The organism is Pseudomonas sp. 43A (assembly GCF_013363935.1).
Taxonomy (GTDB): Bacteria; Pseudomonadota; Gammaproteobacteria; order Pseudomonadales; family Pseudomonadaceae; genus Aquipseudomonas; species Aquipseudomonas crudilactis.
Map to the genome: position 1 here is coordinate 1112640 of NZ_CP054880.1, position 18564 is coordinate 1131203.

Annotated in this window: 28 protein-coding genes; 27 read left to right on the top strand and 1 reads right to left on the bottom strand. The window is 55.8% G+C overall.

Annotation, left to right across the window (positions count from 1 at the left end; translation table 11 throughout):
* Nucleotides 1-5: 5 nt before the first annotated feature.
* The 26 genes from rplB (at nt 6) to bfr (ending at nt 14066) form a co-directional block, all read left to right on the top strand.
* On the top strand, nt 6-830 hold the full coding sequence (rplB, locus tag HUW52_RS04790) for a 50S ribosomal protein L2 (RefSeq protein WP_003228734.1): 825 nt from the start codon (nt 6-8) through the stop codon (nt 828-830).
* A gap of 16 nt (nt 831-846) precedes the next feature.
* On the top strand, nt 847-1122 hold the full coding sequence (gene rpsS / locus HUW52_RS04795) for a 30S ribosomal protein S19 (RefSeq protein ID WP_011336172.1): 276 nt from the start codon (nt 847-849) through the stop codon (nt 1120-1122).
* An 11-nt stretch (nt 1123-1133) separates the two neighbouring features.
* Nucleotides 1134-1466 (top strand): 50S ribosomal protein L22, encoded by a 333-nt coding sequence (gene rplV / locus HUW52_RS04800; RefSeq protein ID WP_003103908.1) that lies wholly within the window; start codon nt 1134-1136, stop codon nt 1464-1466.
* Between the two features lie 13 nt (nt 1467-1479).
* On the top strand, nt 1480-2166 hold the full coding sequence (rpsC, locus tag HUW52_RS04805) for a 30S ribosomal protein S3 (protein ID WP_003176422.1): 687 nt from the start codon (nt 1480-1482) through the stop codon (nt 2164-2166).
* 12 nt (nt 2167-2178) lie between these two features.
* A complete protein-coding gene (rplP, locus tag HUW52_RS04810; RefSeq protein ID WP_007896757.1) occupies nt 2179-2592 on the top strand; it encodes a 50S ribosomal protein L16 in 414 nt (137 codons plus the stop codon).
* A complete protein-coding gene (gene rpmC, locus HUW52_RS04815) occupies nt 2592-2783 on the top strand; it encodes a 50S ribosomal protein L29 (RefSeq protein ID WP_002555481.1) in 192 nt (63 codons plus the stop codon). The genes rplP and rpmC overlap by 1 nt, the downstream gene beginning before the upstream one ends.
* A gap of 2 nt (nt 2784-2785) precedes the next feature.
* Nucleotides 2786-3052 carry a 30S ribosomal protein S17 gene (gene rpsQ / locus HUW52_RS04820; RefSeq protein WP_003194644.1) on the top strand — a complete coding sequence of 89 codons (267 nt, stop codon included), beginning with the start codon at nt 2786-2788 and terminating at the stop codon, nt 3050-3052.
* 23 nt (nt 3053-3075) lie between these two features.
* Nucleotides 3076-3444 (top strand): 50S ribosomal protein L14, encoded by a 369-nt coding sequence (rplN, locus tag HUW52_RS04825; RefSeq protein WP_002555479.1) that lies wholly within the window; start codon nt 3076-3078, stop codon nt 3442-3444.
* A gap of 11 nt (nt 3445-3455) precedes the next feature.
* Nucleotides 3456-3770 (top strand): 50S ribosomal protein L24, encoded by a 315-nt coding sequence (gene rplX / locus HUW52_RS04830; protein ID WP_008081905.1) that lies wholly within the window; start codon nt 3456-3458, stop codon nt 3768-3770.
* Between the two features lie 20 nt (nt 3771-3790).
* The gene (rplE, locus tag HUW52_RS04835; protein ID WP_003176415.1) at nt 3791-4330 is read left to right on the top strand and encodes a 50S ribosomal protein L5; all 540 of its coding nucleotides are present in this window, start codon (nt 3791-3793) and stop codon (nt 4328-4330) included.
* 13 nt (nt 4331-4343) lie between these two features.
* The gene (rpsN, locus tag HUW52_RS04840) at nt 4344-4649 is read left to right on the top strand and encodes a 30S ribosomal protein S14 (RefSeq protein ID WP_003228726.1); all 306 of its coding nucleotides are present in this window, start codon (nt 4344-4346) and stop codon (nt 4647-4649) included.
* Nucleotides 4650-4858: 209 nt separating this feature from the next.
* On the top strand, nt 4859-5251 hold the full coding sequence (gene rpsH / locus HUW52_RS04845) for a 30S ribosomal protein S8 (protein ID WP_007918458.1): 393 nt from the start codon (nt 4859-4861) through the stop codon (nt 5249-5251).
* A 12-nt stretch (nt 5252-5263) separates the two neighbouring features.
* Nucleotides 5264-5797, top strand: a complete 534-nt coding sequence (gene rplF / locus HUW52_RS04850; RefSeq protein ID WP_003176412.1) for a 50S ribosomal protein L6 — start codon at nt 5264-5266, stop codon at nt 5795-5797.
* 10 nt (nt 5798-5807) lie between these two features.
* Nucleotides 5808-6158, top strand: a complete 351-nt coding sequence (gene rplR / locus HUW52_RS04855) for a 50S ribosomal protein L18 (RefSeq protein ID WP_003186037.1) — start codon at nt 5808-5810, stop codon at nt 6156-6158.
* A gap of 3 nt (nt 6159-6161) precedes the next feature.
* A complete protein-coding gene (gene rpsE / locus HUW52_RS04860; protein ID WP_003186035.1) occupies nt 6162-6662 on the top strand; it encodes a 30S ribosomal protein S5 in 501 nt (166 codons plus the stop codon).
* Between the two features lie 2 nt (nt 6663-6664).
* Nucleotides 6665-6841: a 50S ribosomal protein L30 gene (rpmD, locus tag HUW52_RS04865; protein WP_003176408.1), complete on the top strand. Its 177-nt coding sequence runs from the start codon at nt 6665-6667 to the stop codon at nt 6839-6841.
* Between the two features lie 3 nt (nt 6842-6844).
* The gene (gene rplO / locus HUW52_RS04870; protein WP_041074414.1) at nt 6845-7282 is read left to right on the top strand and encodes a 50S ribosomal protein L15; all 438 of its coding nucleotides are present in this window, start codon (nt 6845-6847) and stop codon (nt 7280-7282) included.
* Nucleotides 7283-8611, top strand: coding sequence for a preprotein translocase subunit SecY (gene secY, locus HUW52_RS04875; protein ID WP_003228718.1), 1329 nt, complete (start codon nt 7283-7285; stop codon nt 8609-8611). It begins immediately after the preceding gene.
* 27 nt (nt 8612-8638) lie between these two features.
* Nucleotides 8639-8755 carry a 50S ribosomal protein L36 gene (gene rpmJ / locus HUW52_RS04880; protein ID WP_002555468.1) on the top strand — a complete coding sequence of 39 codons (117 nt, stop codon included), beginning with the start codon at nt 8639-8641 and terminating at the stop codon, nt 8753-8755.
* Between the two features lie 130 nt (nt 8756-8885).
* A complete protein-coding gene (gene rpsM, locus HUW52_RS04885; RefSeq protein WP_003186020.1) occupies nt 8886-9242 on the top strand; it encodes a 30S ribosomal protein S13 in 357 nt (118 codons plus the stop codon).
* A gap of 30 nt (nt 9243-9272) precedes the next feature.
* Nucleotides 9273-9662 (top strand): 30S ribosomal protein S11, encoded by a 390-nt coding sequence (rpsK, locus tag HUW52_RS04890; RefSeq protein ID WP_002555466.1) that lies wholly within the window; start codon nt 9273-9275, stop codon nt 9660-9662.
* Nucleotides 9663-9680: 18 nt separating this feature from the next.
* Nucleotides 9681-10301, top strand: a complete 621-nt coding sequence (gene rpsD / locus HUW52_RS04895) for a 30S ribosomal protein S4 (RefSeq protein WP_003176404.1) — start codon at nt 9681-9683, stop codon at nt 10299-10301.
* A gap of 22 nt (nt 10302-10323) precedes the next feature.
* Nucleotides 10324-11325 (top strand): DNA-directed RNA polymerase subunit alpha, encoded by a 1002-nt coding sequence (rpoA, locus tag HUW52_RS04900; protein ID WP_003186012.1) that lies wholly within the window; start codon nt 10324-10326, stop codon nt 11323-11325.
* A 42-nt stretch (nt 11326-11367) separates the two neighbouring features.
* The gene (gene rplQ / locus HUW52_RS04905) at nt 11368-11754 is read left to right on the top strand and encodes a 50S ribosomal protein L17 (RefSeq protein ID WP_003176402.1); all 387 of its coding nucleotides are present in this window, start codon (nt 11368-11370) and stop codon (nt 11752-11754) included.
* 240 nt (nt 11755-11994) lie between these two features.
* Nucleotides 11995-13449 carry a catalase gene (locus tag HUW52_RS04910; RefSeq protein ID WP_016983566.1) on the top strand — a complete coding sequence of 485 codons (1455 nt, stop codon included), beginning with the start codon at nt 11995-11997 and terminating at the stop codon, nt 13447-13449.
* Nucleotides 13450-13598: 149 nt separating this feature from the next.
* Nucleotides 13599-14066 (top strand): bacterioferritin, encoded by a 468-nt coding sequence (gene bfr, locus HUW52_RS04915; protein ID WP_175553089.1) that lies wholly within the window; start codon nt 13599-13601, stop codon nt 14064-14066.
* Between the two features lie 65 nt (nt 14067-14131).
* Here the strand turns inward: bfr and uvrA are convergent, their stop codons facing one another.
* Complete coding sequence (gene uvrA, locus HUW52_RS04920) at nt 14132-16966, bottom strand: excinuclease ABC subunit UvrA (RefSeq protein ID WP_016983568.1); 2835 nt, start codon at nt 16964-16966, stop codon at nt 14132-14134.
* 191 nt (nt 16967-17157) lie between these two features.
* Between uvrA and HUW52_RS04925 the strand changes: the two genes are divergently transcribed.
* Nucleotides 17158-18555, top strand: a complete 1398-nt coding sequence (locus HUW52_RS04925; RefSeq protein ID WP_016983569.1) for an MFS transporter — start codon at nt 17158-17160, stop codon at nt 18553-18555.
* The last annotated feature ends 9 nt before the right edge of the window (nt 18556-18564 follow it).

Genomic DNA, 18564 nt, shown 5'->3' on the forward strand with positions numbered 1-18564 from the left:
GCATCATGGCAATCGTTAAATGCAAACCGACTTCCCCTGGCCGCCGTTTTGTGGTCAAGGTGGTCAACCAGGAGCTGCATAAAGGCGCTCCTCACGCACCGCTGCTCGAGAAAAAATCGAAGACTGGTGGTCGTAACAACAATGGCCGTATTACCACGCGTCACATCGGTGGTGGTCATAAGCAGCATTATCGTATGGTCGATTTCCGTCGCAACGACAAAGATGGCATCGTCGCCACTGTCGAGCGTATCGAATACGATCCAAACCGTACTGCTCACATCGCACTGCTGTGCTACGCAGACGGCGAGCGCCGCTACATCATCGCCCCTAAAGGCGTGAGTGCTGGCGACCAGCTGATCGCAGGCGCTCTGGCTCCAATCAAGCCAGGCAACGCTCTGCAACTGCGCAACATTCCAGTTGGTTCTACCGTACACGGCATCGAACTGAAGCCAGGTAAAGGCGCACAGATCGCTCGTTCCGCTGGTGCTTCGGCTCAGCTGATCGCTCGTGAAGGCGTTTACGTTACCCTGCGTCTGCGTTCCGGTGAAATGCGTAAAGTCCTGGCTGAATGCCGTGCGACCCTGGGCGAAGTCTCGAACTCCGAGCACAGCCTGCGTTCGCTGGGTAAAGCTGGTGCCAAGCGCTGGCGTGGCGTTCGCCCAACCGTTCGTGGTGTTGCCATGAACCCGGTTGACCACCCACATGGTGGTGGTGAAGGTCGTACCTCTGGTGGTCGTCATCCGGTATCGCCATGGGGCTTCCCGACTAAGGGCGCGAAGACTCGTGGTAATAAGCGTACCGACAAAATGATCGTCCGTCGTCGCAAGTAAATAGAGGGATACGACAGTGCCACGTTCTCTGAAAAAAGGTCCTTTTATTGATCTTCACCTACTGAAGAAGATCGAAGTGGCGGCGGAAAAGAACGATCGCAAACCAATTAAGACTTGGTCGCGTCGTTCGATGATCCTGCCACAAATGGTCGGTCTGACCATCGCAGTACACAACGGTCGTCAGCACGTCCCAGTTCTCGTTAACGAAGACATGGTCGGCCACAAACTGGGCGAGTTCGCCGGTACCCGCAACTATCGCGGGCACGTGGCTGACAAGAAAGCCAAGCGTTAAGGGGTTAGGAAATGGAAGTAGCCGCTAAGTTGTCGGGCGCTCGAATCTCCGCCCAGAAAGCCCGCTTGGTCGCCGACCAGATCCGCGGGAAGAAGGTGGGCGAAGCGCTCAACTTGTTGGCTTTCAGCAGTAAGAAAGCCGCCGAGATCATGAAGAAAGTGCTGGAGTCGGCCGTAGCCAACGCCGAGCATAACGAAGGCGCAGACGTTGATGACCTGAAGGTCAGCACCGTTTTCGTCAACGAAGGGCGTTCGCTGAAGCGCATCATGCCACGTGCCAAAGGCCGTGCTGATCGCATCGTCAAGCGGTCTTGCCATATCACTGTCAAGGTTGCTGACAAGTAACGGAGTCGAAGAGATGGGTCAGAAAGTACATCCCATTGGCATTCGCCTGGGAATCGTCAAGGAGCACACCTCCGTCTGGTACGCAGACGGTCGGACTTATGCGGACTACTTGTTCGCAGATCTGAAAGTGCGTGAGTATCTCCAAGACAAACTAAAAAGCGCGTCCGTAAGCCGTATCGATATCCATCGTCCGGCCCAAACTGCACGTATCACCATCCACACCGCTCGTCCAGGTATCGTTATCGGGAAGAAAGGTGAAGATGTTGAGAAACTGCGTCAGGACCTGACCAAGCAAATGGGTGTGCCTGTGCACATCAATATCGAAGAGATCCGCAAGCCGGAACTCGACGGTATGCTGGTTGCGCAGAGCGTAGCTCAGCAGCTGGAGCGTCGTGTAATGTTCCGTCGCGCTATGAAGCGCGCAGTTCAGAACGCCATGCGCATTGGTGCCAAGGGCATCAAAATCCAAGTGAGCGGTCGTCTCGGCGGTGCTGAAATCGCACGTACTGAATGGTATCGCGAAGGTCGTGTGCCATTGCACACCCTGCGTGCCGACATCGACTATGCCAACTACGAAGCTCACACCACTTACGGTGTGATCGGTGTAAAGGTTTGGATCTTCAAAGGCGAAGTAATTGGTGGTCGCCAAGAAGAGCTGAAACCACAAGCACCAGCGCCTCGTAAAAAAGCTGCTAAGTAAGGGGTACGCCAAATGTTGCAACCTAAGCGTACGAAGTTCCGCAAGCAGATGACAGGCCACAACCGTGGTCTGGCTCAGCGCGGTAGCAAAGTCAGCTTCGGCGAGTTCGCGCTGAAGTCTGTAGCTCGTGGTCGTCTCACCGCTCGTCAGATCGAGTCAGCGCGTCGTGCTCTGACCCGTCACGTTAAACGTGGCGGCAAGATCTGGATCCGTGTATTCCCGGACAAGCCTATTTCCAAAAAGCCCCTCGAAGTTCGTATGGGTAAAGGTAAGGGTAGTGTGGAGTACTGGGTTGCCCAGATTCAGCCAGGCAAAGTCCTGTATGAAATCGAGGGTGTTTCTGAAGAGCTGGCGCGTGAGGCTTTTGCCCTGGCTGCTGCAAAGCTGCCGCTCGCCACCGCCTTTGTTAAACGGACGGTGATGTGATGAAAGCGAATGAACTTCGTGAAAAATCCGCACAGCAGCTGAACGAGCAACTGCTCGGCTTGCTGCGCGACCAGTTCAATCTGCGTATGCAGAAAGCAACTGGCCAGTTGGGGCAGTCTCATCTGCTCTCGCAAGTTAAGCGTGACATCGCTCGCGTGAAGACTGTGCTCAACCAGCAGGCAGGTAAGTGATCATGGCTGAAGCCGAAAAAACTGTCCGTACGCTGACTGGCCGTGTTGTCAGCGACAAGATGGACAAAACCATCACCGTATTGATCGAGCGTCGCGTAAAGCACCCGATCTACGGTAAATACGTTAAGCGTTCGACTAAGCTGCACGCGCACGACGAAACCAATCAGTGCCACATCGGCGACAAAGTCACTATTCGTGAAACTCGTCCTATGGCCAAGACCAAGTCTTGGGCGCTGGTTGATGTTCTCGAACGCGCTGTGGAAGTCTAAGGACTAGGGGTCGGAGAAATTATATGATTCAGACTCAATCCATGCTCGATGTGGCCGATAACAGCGGCGCTCGCCGTGTTATGTGCATCAAGGTGCTGGGTGGCTCCCATCGTCGTTACGCTGGTATCGGTGACATCATCAAAGTTACCGTGAAGGAAGCAATTCCTCGCGGTAAAGTGAAAAAAGGCCAAGTGATGACTGCTGTTGTAGTCCGCACTCGTCACGGCGTACGTCGTGCTGATGGCTCCATTATCCGCTTTGATGGCAACGCTGCTGTTCTTCTGAACAACAAGCAAGAGCCGATCGGCACCCGTATCTTTGGGCCAGTGACCCGTGAACTTCGTACTGAGAAGTTCATGAAGATCGTCTCGCTCGCCCCAGAAGTGCTGTAAGGAGATCCGACATGCAAAAGATTCGTCGTGACGACGAGATCATCGTGATCGCCGGCAAAGACAAAGGTAAGCGCGGTAAGGTGCTTAAGGTTCTTGCTAATAACCGTCTGGTTATTAGCGGTCTGAACCTGGTTAAGCGTCATACCAAGCCTAACCCGATGTCGGGCGTGCAAGGCGGTATCGTCGAAAAAGAAGCTCCACTGGACGCTTCTAACGTCGCCATTTTCAACGGCGAAACCAACAAGGCTGACCGCGTTGGTTTCAAAGTAGAAGACGGCAAGAAAATTCGTGTCTTCAAGTCGACCCAAAAAGCGGTTGATGCTTGAACACTGCTAGGTAGAAGACCATGGCACGACTAAAAGAGATTTACTGGAAGGAAATCGCACCGAAGCTTAAGGAAGAACTTAAGCTTTCGAACGTGATGGAAGTTCCACGCGTTACAAAAATCACCCTGAACATGGGTCTGGGCGAAGCTGTTGGTGACAAAAAAGTCATCGAGCATGCTGTTGCTGACCTGGAAAAGATCACCGGCCAAAAAGTCGTTGTGACCTACGCTCGTAAATCCATCGCTGGCTTTAAAGTCCGTGAAGGATGGCCGATCGGCGTCAAGGTGACTCTGCGCCGTGAGCGTATGTATGAGTTCCTGGATCGTCTGCTGTCGATCTCCCTGCCTCGGGTTCGCGACTTCCGCGGCCTGAATGCCAAGTCCTTCGATGGTCGTGGTAACTACAGCATGGGCGTGAAAGAGCAGATCATCTTCCCGGAAATCGACTACGACAAGATCGATGCTCTCCGCGGTCTGGACATTACCCTGACCACCACTGCCAAGAACGATGATGAAGGCCGCGCTCTGCTGCGTGCTTTCAAATTCCCGTTCCGCAACTGATTGGAGTAGGAAAATGGCCAAGAAGAGCATGAAAAACCGTGAGCTGAAGCGTCAGCTCACTGTTGCCAAGTACGCCACCAAGCGTGCAGCGCTGAAAGCTATCATCGTCGATCTGAACGCAAGTCCAGAAGCGCGTTGGGAAGCTACCGTAGCTCTGCAGAAGCAACCACGTGACGCAAGCGCTTCGCGCATGCGTAACCGTTGCCGCCTGACTGGTCGTCCGCACGGCGTTTACCGCAAGTTCGGCCTTGGCCGTAACAAGCTGCGTGAAGCTGCAATGCGTGGTGACGTACCAGGTCTGGTTAAAGCCAGCTGGTAATTGCTGTCAAAGTCTCGATGTTCGGGTTCGCAAGAACCTGACCATCGGTGGCCTTGAATCTGAATCAAGCCCCTTTTGGGGCTTGATTCATTTCTGGGGTGTGTCTAGAATGACCGGCTCGCCTGAGCCCGTGTTTTTCATGCTCGGAAGTTCTCGGCGACAAGTAGTAGCCGCAAGGCTAATTTTTCTGTATTAGGAGCGTCTAGCCCATGAGTATGCAGGACCCGTTAGCGGACATGCTAACTCGAATCCGTAATGCCCAGATGGCTGAAAAGTCTGTCGTAAGCATGCCGTCTTCCACGCTGAAGGTGGCTGTAGCAAAAGTCCTGAAGGACGAAGGTTACATCGCGGATTTTCAGATCACCACCGACGCTAAGCCGTCGTTGTCCATCGAGCTGAAGTACTTCGAAGGCCGTCCGGTTATCGAAGAAGTGAAGCGCGTTAGTCGTCCAGGCCTGCGTCAGTACAAGTCCGTTGAAGATCTGCCGAAAGTTCGTGGCGGTCTTGGCGTGTCTATCGTCTCCACCAACAAAGGTGTGATGACGGATCGTGCTGCGCGCGCTGCCGGTGTCGGCGGCGAAGTTCTTTGCACTGTGTTCTAAGGGGGGATAAGCATGTCTCGCGTCGCTAAGAACCCCGTTAAGCTGCCAGCCGGTGTCGAAGTAAAATTCGCAGGCCAACAGCTTTCGGTGAAGGGTGCCAAGGGTACTCTTGAACTGAACATCCATTCGTCCGTTGAGATCGTTGAAGAAGCTGGTGAGCTGCGTTTCGCTGCTCGCAATGGCGATCAACAAACTCGCGCAATGGCCGGTACCACGCGTGCGTTGGTAAACAACATGGTCCAAGGCGTAAGCCAAGGCTTCGAGCGCAAGCTCCAGCTGGTCGGTGTTGGTTACAAAGCGCAAGCAAAAGGCACGGTTTTGAACCTGGCCCTTGGCTTCTCGCACCCAGTGGATTACGAACTGCCGGAAGGCATCACCGCTGAGACTCCTAGCCAGACCGATATCCTGATCAAGGGCATCGACAAGCAGCTGGTAGGTCAAGTGGCCGCTGAGATCCGCGACTTCCGTCCACCAGAGCCGTACAAAGGCAAAGGTGTGCGCTACGCGGACGAAGTCGTCCGTCGTAAAGAAGCCAAGAAGAAGTAGGGCATAGCAAATGACCGACAAAAAAGTTACTCGACTGCGTCGCGCTCGCAAAGCACGCCTGAAAATGCACGAACTCGAAGTCGTGCGTCTCTGCGTGTTCCGCTCGTCGCAGCACATCTACGCCCAGGTCATCTCGGCCGACGGCAACAAGGTCCTGGCAAGCGCCTCGACTTTGGATAAAGAACTGCGTGATGGTGCCACTGGCAACATCGACGCGGCCACAAAGGTTGGCCAGCTGGTCGCTACGCGTGCTAAGGCCGCTGGCGTCTCGCAAGTGGCTTTCGACCGCTCTGGCTTCAAGTACCACGGTCGCGTGAAAGCGCTGGCTGATGCTGCTCGTGAAGCTGGGCTGGAGTTCTAAGTTATGTCAAATAACGACCAAAAGCGCGACGAAGGCTACATTGAGAAGCTGGTTCAAGTTAACCGCGTAGCCAAAACCGTTAAAGGCGGCCGTATCTTCACTTTCACCGCGTTGACCGTGGTTGGTGATGGTAAAGGGCGTGTTGGCTTCGGCCGTGGCAAGTCGCGTGAAGTGCCTGCTGCGATCCAGAAGGCAATGGAAGCTGCTCGCCGCAACATGATCCAAGTTGATCTGAACGGCACCACTCTGCAGTACGCAATGAAGTCCGCTCACGGCGCTTCGAAGGTGTACATGCAGCCTGCTTCTGAAGGTACCGGTATCATCGCTGGCGGCGCTATGCGTGCTGTCCTCGAAGTTGCTGGCGTTCAGAACGTTCTGGCCAAGTGCTACGGCTCGACTAACCCGGTAAACGTGGTTCACGCCACTTTCAAAGGTTTGAAAGCAATGCAGTCTCCTGAATCCATTGCCGCCAAGCGTGGCAAAAGCGTCAAGGAGATCTTCTGATCATGGCTACCGTTAAAGTAACGCTGATCAAAAGCATGACCGGCCGCATCCCTAACCACAAATTGTGCGTTAAGGGTCTGGGTCTGCGTCGCATCGGTCACACTGTAGAAGTCCAGGATACTCCCGAGAATCGCGGGATGATCAACAAGGCTTACTACATGCTGCGTGTCGAGGGTTAATCGATGAAACTCAATGATCTGAGTCCAGCGCCGGGTTCCCGTCGCGAAAAGCATCGTCCGGGCCGTGGTATCGGTAGCGGTTTGGGTAAGACTGGTGGCCGTGGTCACAAAGGTCAGACCTCCCGCTCCGGTGGCACCATTGCTCCAGGCTTTGAAGGCGGTCAACAGCCGCTGCATCGTCGCCTGCCGAAGTTCGGTTTCGTTTCCCTGAAAGCCATGGACCGCGCAGAAGTGCGTCTGTCCGAGCTGGCTAAAGTGGAAGGCGACATCGTCACCGTGCAGTCCCTGAAAGATGCCAACGTGATCAACGTCAACGTACAGCGTGTGAAAATCATGCTGTCCGGTGAAGTGACTCGCGCTGTCACTATCGGCAAGGGAATCGGCGCCACCAAAGGTGCGCGTGCGGCTATCGAAGCAGTTGGCGGCAAGTTCGAGGAATAAATGGCTAAGCAAGGTGCTCTCTCTGCGCTCGGCAAAGGCGGTATGTCTGAACTCTGGGCTCGTCTGCGTTTTCTGTTCCTGGCGATTATCGTCTACCGAATAGGCGCACACATCCCGGTTCCAGGTATCAACCCGGACCGACTCGCAGACCTGTTTCGACAGAATGAGGGGACCATTCTTAGCTTGTTCAACATGTTCTCCGGCGGCGCGCTGGAACGGATGAGCATCTTTGCACTGGGGATCATGCCGTACATTTCGGCATCGATCATCATGCAACTGATGACCGCCGTCAGCCCGCAGCTGGAGCAGTTGAAGAAGGAAGGTGAAGCTGGCCGTCGCAAGATCAGCCAGTACACCCGCTACGGCACCGTCGTCCTCGCTCTCGTTCAGGCCATTGGCATGTCCATTGGTCTGGCGGGGCAGGGCGTTGCGTTCACTGGTGACTTTGGCTTCCATTTCGTCGCGGTATCCACGTTTGTGGCTGGTGCGATGTTCATGATGTGGCTGGGTGAGCAGATTACTGAGCGTGGTGTAGGCAACGGTATCTCGATGTTGATTTTTTCGGGTATCGTCGCCGGTCTTCCGAGAGCAATCGGGCAGTCTTTCGAGTCTGCGCGTCAGGGTGATATCAACATCTTCGCCTTGGTTGCCATCGGTTTGCTGGCAGTAGCGATTATCGGTTTTGTGGTGTTCATTGAGCGTGGTCAGCGTCGTATTGCTGTTCACTACGCCAAGCGTCAGCAGGGCCGCAAGGTTTTTGCTGCGCAGACAAGCCACTTGCCGCTTAAGGTGAACATGGCCGGTGTTATTCCGGCTATTTTCGCGAGCAGCATTTTGCTGTTCCCGGCTTCGTTGGGTGCCTGGTTCGGTCAGTCTGAAGGTATGGGCTGGTTGCAGGACATCTCGCAGTCGATCGCTCCTGGTCAGCCGTTGAATATTCTGCTGTTTAGTGCAGGGATTATTTTCTTCTGCTTCTTCTATACGGCGTTGATGTTCAATCCGAAAGACGTAGCGGAAAACCTGAAGAAGTCCGGTGCCTTTATTCCGGGCATCCGTCCAGGTGAGCAGTCTGCGCGCTATATTGATGGCGTTCTGACCCGCTTGACCATGTTCGGTGCTCTTTACATGACGGCCGTGTGCCTGTTGCCCCAGTTCCTGGTGGTTGCAGCAAACGTTCCGTTCTACCTTGGCGGGACCTCGTTGCTGATCGTGGTCGTGGTTGTGATGGACTTCATGTCCCAAGTACAATCGCACCTCGTTTCGCACCAGTACGAATCCCTGATGAAGAAAGCCAACCTGAAGGGTTACGGCAGCGGCATGTTGCGCTGAGTACCCATAAGGTTCGAGGAGTTGGTGATGAAAGTTCGTGCATCGGTGAAAAAGCTGTGCCGTAACTGCAAGATTATTCGCCGCGAAGGTGTTGTTCGAGTAATTTGCAGCGCGGAACCGCGTCACAAACAGCGCCAAGGCTGAGTGTGATTGTGCTTCAAGCCCGGTAGCTAGTGCGCTACCGGGTTGATTATTTGTTATTACAGCGATATTATCTCGCGCCCTATTTCTTGGCTTCCGGGGCGTAGGTAGCTGTCAATTGGAGTCCCACTGAATGGCCCGTATTGCAGGCGTTAACATTCCAGATAACAAGCATACTGTTATCTCGCTGACCTACATCTATGGTGTTGGTCGCACTACTGCGCAGAAGATCTGTGCAGTGACTGGGGTAAACCCAGCAGCAAAGATCAAAGATCTGAGCGACGAGCAAATTGAACAGCTGCGTGGCGAAGTGGCGAAGTTCACCACTGAAGGTGATCTGCGTCGCGAAATCAACATGAAAATCAAGCGCTTGATGGACCTCGGTTGCTATCGCGGTCTGCGTCATCGTCGCGGTCTTCCAGTACGCGGTCAGCGTACCAAGACCAACGCGCGTACCCGTAAAGGTCCGCGTAAGCCGATCCGCAAGTAATCGCCCCAGCGAATCGACAGGAATTTAATCATGGCAAAACCTGCTGCTCGTCCTCGTAAAAAAGTTAAAAAGACAGTGGTTGATGGCATCGCCCACATCCATGCATCTTTTAACAACACCATCGTGACCATTACCGACCGTCAAGGTAACGCTCTTTCTTGGGCTACCTCCGGTGGTTCGGGTTTCCGCGGTTCCCGCAAGTCCACCCCGTTTGCTGCTCAAGTAGCTGCTGAACGTGCTGGTCAAGCTGCGCTGGAATACGGCCTGAAAAACCTCGACGTTAACGTCAAGGGTCCAGGTCCAGGTCGTGAATCCGCAGTCCGCGCTTTGAACGGCTGTGGCTACAAGATCGCCAGCATCACCGACGTGACGCCAATCCCGCACAACGGGTGCCGTCCGCCGAAGAAGCGCCGCGTGTAATCCAGGAGATTGTAAAGAATGGCTCGTTACATTGGTCCAAAATGCAAACTCGCTCGTCGCGAAGGCACCGATCTCTTCCTGAAGAGCGGCGTGCGCGCGATCGAATCGAAGTGCAACATTGAAGCAGCACCTGGTATCCACGGCCAACGCCGCGGTCGCCAGTCCGATTACGGCACCCAACTGCGTGAAAAGCAGAAGGTCCGTCGTATCTACGGCGTTCTCGAGCGTCAGTTCAGCGGCTACTACAAAGAAGCTGCTGGCAAGAAAGGTGCAACCGGTGAAAACCTGCTGCAACTGCTCGAATGCCGTCTGGACAACGTTGTATACCGTATGGGCTTTGGTTCGACTCGTGCCGAATCCCGTCAGCTGGTATCGCACAAGTCGATCAGCGTTAACGGTCAGACCGTAAACGTTCCGTCGTATCAGGTTCGTGCTGGTGACGTGGTTGCAGTTCGCGAGAAAGCAAAAAACCAACTTCGCATTGTCCAAGCTCTCGATCTGTGTGCCCAACGTGGCCGCGTAGAATGGGTAGAAGTAGACACTGAGAAGAAGTCGGGCGTTTTCAAGAACGTTCCTGCTCGCAGTGATCTGTCCGCCGACATCAACGAAAGCCTGATTGTCGAGCTCTACTCCAAGTAAGGGCTAGAAAATAGGTGCATCCATGCAGATTTCGGTAAATGAGTTCCTGACACCCCGCCACATTGATGTGCAGGTTGTCAGTCCAACCCGCGCCAAGATCACTCTCGAGCCTCTCGAGCGTGGTTTTGGCCACACCCTGGGCAACGCGCTGCGACGCATCCTGTTGTCCTCAATGCCCGGCTGCGCAGTAGTCGAGGCCGAGATTGACGGTGTGCTCCACGAGTACAGCGCCATCGAAGGTGTACAGGAAGACGTAATTGAAATCCTGTTGAACCTTAAAGGTCTGGCCATCAAGCTGCACGGTCGTGACGAAGTTACGCTGACCTTGTCGAAGAAGGGTTCGGGGGTGGTTACCGCTGCCGATATTCAGCTGGATCATGATGTCGAGATCGTTAATCCCGATCACGTAATCGCTAACCTGGCGTCTAACGGCGCCCTGAACATGAAGCTCACCGTAGCTCGTGGTCGTGGTTATGAACCAGCCGACTCGCGTCAGAGCGATGAAGACGAAAGCCGCAGCATCGGTCGCTTGCAGCTTGACTCTTCGTTCAGCCCGGTTCGCCGTATCGCATACGTGGTGGAAAACGCCCGTGTCGAACAGCGTACCAACCTGGACAAGCTGGTTATTGATCTGGAAACCAACGGTACTCTGGATCCTGAAGAGGCTATCCGCCGCGCTGCAACCATCCTGCAACAGCAGTTGGCTGCGTTCGTCGACCTCAAGGGTGACAGTGAGCCAGTGGTTGTCGAGCAGGAAGACGAGATCGATCCGATCCTGCTTCGCCCGGTTGACGATCTGGAACTGACTGTACGTTCGGCTAACTGCCTTAAGGCGGAAAACATCTACTACATCGGCGACCTGATTCAGCGTACCGAAGTAGAGCTGTTGAAGACTCCGAACCTGGGCAAGAAATCCTTGACTGAAATCAAGGACGTTCTGGCCTCCCGCGGTCTGTCCCTCGGCATGCGCCTCGACAACTGGCCGCCTGCAAGTCTTAAGAAGGACGACAAGGCGACTGCCTGATCGTCGTAATCACCGAACGTAGTGTTTGGTAAGGAATGAACCATGCGTCATCGTAAAAGTGGTCGTCACCTGAGCCGCACCAGCTCGCACCGCAAGGCCATGTTCCAAAACATGGCGGTGTCGCTGTTCGAGCACGAGCTGATCAAAACTACACTGCCAAAAGCCAAAGAACTGCGTCGCGTTGCTGAGCCGCTGATCACTCTGGCCAAGACAGACAGCCTGGCTAACCGCCGTCTGGCTTTCGACCGTACTCGTTCGAAAGCTATCGTTGGTAAGCTCTTCAACGACCTGGGCAAGCGTTACGCTACCCGTGAGGGTGGCTACCTGCGCATCCTCAAGTGCGGTTTCCGCGCTGGCGACAACGCGCCTATGGCGTACGTCGAGTTGGTTGATCGTGCTACTGCTGGTGAAGCTGTATCCGCCGAGTAAGACGTCAGTCTGAAACGAAGAACCGGGCCTAGTGCCCGGTTTTTTGTGCCTGCAAGAAAATGCGCTGTTCGTACAAGTTTCTGACACCTTTCTGTTGGCACTATGTGCTGGGGAACATAATTAGTAATTATCTATCGATGTCTGCAAGTTAATGAATTTGTAGGTGTCACATGGATGATCGATACTTCCCAGCAAGCCGATTAGCCGGCAGTTTCAAGACTGACAGAGGAAGAAGACCGTATGAGCCAGATCAAAACGCTTACGACCGCCAGTGGCGCACCTGTCGCTGATAACCAGAATTCTCGCTCCGCCGGCCCGCGTGGCCCGCTGCTGCTCGACGATTTTCACCTTATCGAGAAGCTCGCCCACTTCAATCGTGAAAACATCCCTGAGCGTCGTGTACACGCCAAAGGCTCAGGTGCTTACGGCACGTTTACCGTGACTCGTGACATAACCGAGTACACCAGTGCCAAGCTGTTTGAATCTGTCGGCAAGCAAACCCCGACGTTCCTGCGTTTCTCCACCGTAGGGGGTGAGCGTGGTTCTGCCGACACTGAGCGTGATCCGCGCGGCTTCGCTCTTAAGTTTTATACCGAAGAAGGTAACTGGGACATCGTTGGTAACAACACGCCGGTGTTCTTCATCCGTGATCCACTGAAATTCCCTGATTTCATTCACACCCAAAAACGCCTTCCGCAGAGCAATCTGAAAAGCGCGCAGATGATGTGGGACTTCTGGTCGCATTCACCTGAAGCGCTGCACCAGGTCACCATTCTGTTCTCCGACCGGGGCATCCCGGACGGCTACCGTCACATGCACGGCTTCGGCAGCCACACGTACAGCCTGATCAGCGCGCAAGGCGAGCGTCACTGGGTGAAGTGGCACTACAAGACCAAACAGGGCATCAAGAACCTCGCACCAGCGGATGCTGCTCGTATTGCCGGTACCGATCCGGATTACGCCCAGCGCGATCTGTTCGAGGCGATTGAACGCGGTGACTTCCCGAAATGGCGCGTATGCATTCAGATCATGACTGAAGCCCAGGCGGCAGCGTATTACGAGAACCCGTTCGACGTGACCAAAACCTGGTCGCAGAAGGAGTTCCCGTTGATCGAAGTCGGCGAACTGGAACTGAACCGCAACCCGCAGAACTACTTCGCGGAAGTCGAGCAAGCCGCGTTCGGCCCGAGCAACATGGTGCCAGGCGTTGGTCTATCGCCAGACCGCATGCTGCAAGGTCGCGTATTCGCTTATGCCGACGCACACCGCTACCGTGTGGGCACCAATCACCAGCAACTGCCAGTGAATGCGCCGCGCAGTCCAGTCAACACTTACCAGCGCGACGGCTCGATGGCGTTTGGCAGCAATGGTGGTGCTGCGCCTAACTACGAGCCAAACAGCTACATCGAATCGCCGAAACAAGCTCCGCACTACGCTGAGCCTGCTCTGGCCCTGAGCGGCGCGGCCGATCGCTACGATCACCGTGAAGACACCGATTACTACAGCCACGCCGGTGCACTCTTCCGCTTGATGAGCGACGAGCAGAAAGCGTTGCTGGTCAGCAACATTGCCGGTGCGATGGGTGGCGTTTCAAGTGATGTGGTTGACCGCCAGTTGCAGCATTTCTACAACGCCGACCCGGCGTATGGAGAAGCAATCGCAAAGCTGCTCAACGTACAGCTTAACGAAGTCTAAACGAGAAGCAGAACCGCCCTCATTTGGGCGGTTTTTGCGTTATTTAGGCTGCTTTTCTCAGAATATCTTCGCTTTTATTGCGTGAAACGGGTGACCTTCCAGTCAGGTTGGTTCAAACTACAGACTTTCAAGTAGGGAGATGTAGGGCGATGCAAGGCCACCCAGACGTAATCGATTACCTCAACACGTTGCTGACCGGCGAACTGGCCGCGCGTGATCAATATTTCGTTCATTCGCGGATGTATGAGGACTGGGGGTTCACCAAGCTCTACGAGCGAATCAACCACGAGATGGAAGAAGAAGCGGGTCACGCTGATGCTTTGATGCGCCGGATTCTGATGCTCGAAGGCGCGCCGCGCATGCGTCCGGATGATCTGGATGTCGGCACCACTGTGCCGGAGATGCTTGAAGCGGATCTGCGCCTCGAATACAAAGTTCGCGCTGCCCTGTGCAAAGGCATTGAGCTGTGCGAACAGCACAAGGACTACGTCAGCCGTGAGATCCTGCGGGTTCAGCTCAACGACACCGAAGAAGATCACACCTACTGGCTGGAAAAGCAGTTGGGCCTGATCAAGCTGATCGGTCTCGAAAACTACCTGCAATCCCACGCTTCCTGATTGCAATGGATACAAAAAAGCCCCTGTCACTGTTGAAGTGACAGGGGCTTTTTCGTGTCAGGCGTTTAAGCTCGATCGCGAATCAGCAATGGCTTGAGGTAATGACCAGTGTGAGATTGCTTCATCTCGGCCACTTGCTCCGGCGTGCCGGTGGCAATGATCTGGCCACCTTTTGAACCACCTTCCGGCCCTAGATCCACCAGCCAGTCGGCAGTCTTGATCACATCGAGGTTGTGCTCGATCACCACCACAGTGTTGCCGTGGTCGCGCAGGCGATGCAGTACGTCGAGCAATTGCTGAATATCCGCGAAGTGCAAACCGGTGGTTGGCTCATCGAGGATGTACAGGGTCTTGCCGGTATCGCGCTTGGACAGCTCGCGAGACAACTTGACCCGCTGCGCCTCACCTCCGGACAACGTAGTCGCCGATTGCCCGAGCTTGATGTAAGACAGGCCAACATCCATCAGCGTCTGCAGCTTGCGCGCCAGTGCTGGCACCGCGTCGAAGAACACCCGGGCTTCCTCGATGGTCATCTCGAGGGTTTCGTGGATGCTCTTGCCCTTGTATTTAATCTCGAGGGTTTCGCGGTTGTAGCGCTTGCTCTTGCACACATCGCACGGCACGTAGATGTCCGGCAGGAAGTGCATCTCCACCTTGATCAGGCCATCGCCCTGGCAGGCTTCGCAGCGACCGCCCTTGACGTTGAACGAGAAACGCCCCGGGCCGTAGCCGCGCGAGCGTGATTCAGGTACGCCGGCGAACAGCTCACGGATAGGCGTGAAAAGCCCGGTATACGTCGCCGGGTTGGAGCGCGGTGTACGACCGATCGGGCTCTGATCGATATCGACGACTTTGTCGAGATGTTCCAGGCCTTTGATGCTGTCGTGCGCCGCCGCTTCCAGAGTGGTCGCGCCGTTGAGAGCCGTCGCGCTCAGTGGGAACAGCGTGTTATTGATCAGCGTCGATTTGCCCGAACCGGACACGCCGGTGACGCAAGTCAGCAGGCCGATCGGAATTTCCAGGTCGACATTGCGCAGGTTGTTACCGCGTGCGCCCTTGAGCGACAGGGTCAGCTTCTTGTTGCGTGGCGTACGTTTGGCCGGCACTTCAATCTTCACCCGGCCCGACAGGTATTTGCCGGTCAGGGAGTCCGGGTGCGCCATGACTTCGGCCGGCGTACCTTCGGCAACGATTTGCCCGCCATGCACACCGGCGCCCGGGCCGATGTCGACGACATAGTCAGCCAAGCGAATCGCGTCTTCATCGTGCTCGACCACAATCACCGTGTTGCCGATATCGCGCAGGTGCTTGAGTGTGCCAAGCAGTCGATCGTTATCTCGCTGGTGCAAGCCGATGGATGGCTCGTCGAGGATGTACAGAACGCCGACAAGACCGGCACCAATCTGGCTGGCCAGACGAATCCGCTGCGCCTCGCCACCGGACAGCGTGTCAGCGCTGCGATCCAGCGATAGGTAATCGAGACCGACGTTGACGAGGAACTGCAGACGCTCGCGAATTTCCTTGAGGATCTTGTCAGCGATCTCGCCGCGACGGCCAGTCATCTTCAGTGCGCCGAAGTACTCGCAAGCATCGCCAATTGGCAGATTGGTGACGGCCGGCAGGGTCTTCTCGCCCACCCACACATGCCGAGCTTCACGACGCAAACGGGTACCACGGCAATCCGGGCACGATTGAGTGCTGAGGAACTTTGCCAGTTCTTCGCGCACGCTCGCCGACTCGGTCTCGCGGTAGCGACGCTCCAGGTTCGGCACGATGCCTTCGAACGGGTGCGAGCGTTTGACGATGTCGCCACGGTCGTTGAGGTATTTGAAGTCGACGTTCTGCGAGCCGCTGCCATGCAGGATGAATTTCTGCTGATCGGCGGGCAGTTCGTTGAACGGCACCTCGAGGCTGAACCCATAGTGCGAGGCCAGTGAGCCCAACATCTGGAAGTAATAGACGTTACGCCTGTCCCAGCCGCGTATCGCGCCTTCGGCCAGCGTCAGGTCACCGTTGACCAGTCGTTTGATGTCGAAGAATTGCTTCACCCCCAGACCATCGCAGGTCGGGCAGGCGCCGGCCGGATTGTTGAAGGAAAACAGTTTCGGCTCAAGTTCGCTGATGGCGTGGCCGCAGATCGGGCAGGCGAAGCGCGCGGAGAAGATCATCTCTTCACCGGGCTCGTCGTCCATCGGCGCAACCAGTGCAATGCCGTCCGCCAGTTTCAGCGCGGTTTCGAAGGATTCGGCCAGACGCTGCTGAAGATCGGCGCGAACCTTGAAGCGGTCGACGATCACATCGATCGAGTGCTTCTTCTGTTTATCCAGTTTTGGCAGCTCGTCGAGTTCGCAGATGCGGCCGTTGACCCGTGCACGAACGAAACCTTGCGCGCGTAGCTCTTCGAAGACCGAAAGGTGTTCGCCTTTACGCTCGCGAATCACTGGCGCCAGCAACATCAGTTTGCTGCCTTCCGGCTGGGCCAGCACCAGATCGACCATCTGGCTGACGGTCTGCGCCTCCAGTGGAATGTCGTGATCCGGGCATCGCGGCGTACCGACGCGTGCATAAAGCAAGCGCAGATAATCGTAGATTTCGGTAATGGTGCCGACCGTGGAACGCGGGTTGTGCGAGGTCGACTTCTGTTCGATGGAGATCGCCGGCGACAGGCCTTCGATGGTGTCGACGTCGGGTTTTTCCATCATCGACAGGAACTGGCGGGCGTAGGCCGACAGCGATTCGACATAGCGGCGCTGACCTTCGGCGTACAACGTATCGAAGGCCAGGGACGACTTGCCGGATCCGGACAGGCCGGTGATGACGATCAGTTTGTCCCGTGGCAGGGTCAGGTCGATGTTCTTCAGGTTGTGGGTACGGGCCCCACGTATCAGGATCTTGTCCAAAGTGGCCTCGCTCGGCGGGCGTCGAAAACGTAGGAGTATACGGGCAAATACTGGATGGATGCACACTATCAAACGAAGGGTTTTTTGCCCCGAATGAAGAGAGTTTCATCTATACGCGTCAAAGCGTCGCGATATACCCCGTCTTCCGATGGGACTGGTAGAATCGCCGCCGGTTCACACGAGGTTTTTCCATGCACGATCCCCACAGCGAACGCATGAGTGGCAGCGAGACCCGCGCGGCGAGCGGTCTGGCCCTGGTGTTCGCCTTCCGTATGCTTGGCATGTTCATGGTGTTGCCGGTACTGGCGACCTACGGCATGGATCTGGCAGGCGCGACCCCGGCCCTGATCGGCTTGGCTATCGGCGCTTACGGCCTGACCCAGGCGATTTTCCAGATTCCGTTCGGGATCATTTCCGACCGCATTGGCCGTCGTCCGGTGATTTACCTCGGGCTGATCGTCTTTGCCCTCGGCAGTGTGCTGGCATCTCAGGCCGACTCGATCTGGGGCGTTATCGCCGGGAGGATCCTGCAAGGTGCCGGGGCCATTTCCGCTGCGGTCATGGCGCTGCTTTCCGACCTGACCCGCGAGCAGCATCGCACCAAAGCAATGGCAATGATCGGTATGACGATTGGTCTGTCGTTCGCCGTGGCCATGGTGGTCGGGCCGTTGTTGACCCGTGCTTTCGGGCTCTCTGGATTGTTCCTCGCCACTGGCGGTATGGCGCTGGTGGGCATCGTCATCGTGATGTTCATGGTGCCGAAATCCACCGGGCCGTTGACTCATCGCGAGTCTGGCGTGGCGCGTCAGGCTTTGATGCCGACGCTCAAGCATCCTGACCTGTTGCGCCTCGATCTGGGCATCTTTGTGTTACATGCCATGTTGATGTCGAGCTTCGTTGCGCTGCCCCTGGCGCTGGTGGAAAAAGCCGGTTTGCCCAAGGAACAGCACTGGTGGGTCTACCTCACCGCACTGCTGATTTCGTTCTTCGCCATGATCCCGTTCATCATTTATGGCGAGAAGAAACGCAAAATGAAACGAGTTTTGCTCGGCGCCGTCATGACGCTGATGCTGACTGAGCTATTCTTCTGGCAGTTCGGCGACAGCCTGCGGGCTCTGGTGATCGGCACGGTGGTGTTCTTCACTGCGTTCAATCTGCTGGAGGCTTCATTGCCGTCGTTGATCAGCAAGGTTTCACCGGCGGGCGGGAAGGGCACGGCCATGGGCGTGTATTCCACCAGCCAGTTCCTCGGTTCGGCACTCGGCGGGATCCTCGGCGGCTGGTTGTTTCAGCATGGCGGTCTGTCGGTTGTGTTCCTTGGATGTGCCGGGCTGGCTGCACTTTGGTTGGCCTTTGCTGTTACCATGCGTGAACCTCCCTACGTGACGAGCCTGCGCTTGCCGTTGTCGCCCGAGGCGATCCGCGAAGCGGGTCTGGTCGAGCGCCTCAAGGCCCTCGTAGGGGTAACCGATGCAGTGATAGTTGCTGACGAAGCGGCTGTTTACATCAAACTGGACAAAGAATTAGTGGATCGCGACACCCTCGAACGCCTGGTGAACAACCCGGCCGGGGCTGCTTGCGAAGCCTAGGAGAACGTT

What these genes read in the sequence shown, in the direction of transcription:
- rplB (WP_003228734.1), top strand. Translation starts at nt 6, where the DNA reads ATGGCAATCGTTAAATGCAAACCGACTTCCCCTGGCCGCCGTTTTGTG.
- rplV (WP_003103908.1), top strand. Translation starts at nt 1,134, where the DNA reads ATGGAAGTAGCCGCTAAGTTGTCGGGCGCTCGAATCTCCGCCCAGAAA.
- rpsC (WP_003176422.1), top strand. Translation starts at nt 1,480, where the DNA reads ATGGGTCAGAAAGTACATCCCATTGGCATTCGCCTGGGAATCGTCAAG.
- rplP (WP_007896757.1), top strand. Translation starts at nt 2,179, where the DNA reads ATGTTGCAACCTAAGCGTACGAAGTTCCGCAAGCAGATGACAGGCCAC.
- rpmC (WP_002555481.1), top strand. Translation starts at nt 2,592, where the DNA reads ATGAAAGCGAATGAACTTCGTGAAAAATCCGCACAGCAGCTGAACGAG.
- rpsQ (WP_003194644.1), top strand. Translation starts at nt 2,786, where the DNA reads ATGGCTGAAGCCGAAAAAACTGTCCGTACGCTGACTGGCCGTGTTGTC.
- rplN (WP_002555479.1), top strand. Translation starts at nt 3,076, where the DNA reads ATGATTCAGACTCAATCCATGCTCGATGTGGCCGATAACAGCGGCGCT.
- rplX (WP_008081905.1), top strand. Translation starts at nt 3,456, where the DNA reads ATGCAAAAGATTCGTCGTGACGACGAGATCATCGTGATCGCCGGCAAA.
- rplE (WP_003176415.1), top strand. Translation starts at nt 3,791, where the DNA reads ATGGCACGACTAAAAGAGATTTACTGGAAGGAAATCGCACCGAAGCTT.
- rpsN (WP_003228726.1), top strand. Translation starts at nt 4,344, where the DNA reads ATGGCCAAGAAGAGCATGAAAAACCGTGAGCTGAAGCGTCAGCTCACT.
- rpsH (WP_007918458.1), top strand. Translation starts at nt 4,859, where the DNA reads ATGAGTATGCAGGACCCGTTAGCGGACATGCTAACTCGAATCCGTAAT.
- rplF (WP_003176412.1), top strand. Translation starts at nt 5,264, where the DNA reads ATGTCTCGCGTCGCTAAGAACCCCGTTAAGCTGCCAGCCGGTGTCGAA.
- rplR (WP_003186037.1), top strand. Translation starts at nt 5,808, where the DNA reads ATGACCGACAAAAAAGTTACTCGACTGCGTCGCGCTCGCAAAGCACGC.
- rpsE (WP_003186035.1), top strand. Translation starts at nt 6,162, where the DNA reads ATGTCAAATAACGACCAAAAGCGCGACGAAGGCTACATTGAGAAGCTG.
- rpmD (WP_003176408.1), top strand. Translation starts at nt 6,665, where the DNA reads ATGGCTACCGTTAAAGTAACGCTGATCAAAAGCATGACCGGCCGCATC.
- rplO (WP_041074414.1), top strand. Translation starts at nt 6,845, where the DNA reads ATGAAACTCAATGATCTGAGTCCAGCGCCGGGTTCCCGTCGCGAAAAG.
- secY (WP_003228718.1), top strand. Translation starts at nt 7,283, where the DNA reads ATGGCTAAGCAAGGTGCTCTCTCTGCGCTCGGCAAAGGCGGTATGTCT.
- rpmJ (WP_002555468.1), top strand. Translation starts at nt 8,639, where the DNA reads ATGAAAGTTCGTGCATCGGTGAAAAAGCTGTGCCGTAACTGCAAGATT.
- rpsM (WP_003186020.1), top strand. Translation starts at nt 8,886, where the DNA reads ATGGCCCGTATTGCAGGCGTTAACATTCCAGATAACAAGCATACTGTT.
- rpsK (WP_002555466.1), top strand. Translation starts at nt 9,273, where the DNA reads ATGGCAAAACCTGCTGCTCGTCCTCGTAAAAAAGTTAAAAAGACAGTG.
- rpsD (WP_003176404.1), top strand. Translation starts at nt 9,681, where the DNA reads ATGGCTCGTTACATTGGTCCAAAATGCAAACTCGCTCGTCGCGAAGGC.
- rpoA (WP_003186012.1), top strand. Translation starts at nt 10,324, where the DNA reads ATGCAGATTTCGGTAAATGAGTTCCTGACACCCCGCCACATTGATGTG.
- rplQ (WP_003176402.1), top strand. Translation starts at nt 11,368, where the DNA reads ATGCGTCATCGTAAAAGTGGTCGTCACCTGAGCCGCACCAGCTCGCAC.
- HUW52_RS04910 (WP_016983566.1), top strand. Translation starts at nt 11,995, where the DNA reads ATGAGCCAGATCAAAACGCTTACGACCGCCAGTGGCGCACCTGTCGCT.
- bfr (WP_175553089.1), top strand. Translation starts at nt 13,599, where the DNA reads ATGCAAGGCCACCCAGACGTAATCGATTACCTCAACACGTTGCTGACC.
- HUW52_RS04925 (WP_016983569.1), top strand. Translation starts at nt 17,158, where the DNA reads ATGCACGATCCCCACAGCGAACGCATGAGTGGCAGCGAGACCCGCGCG.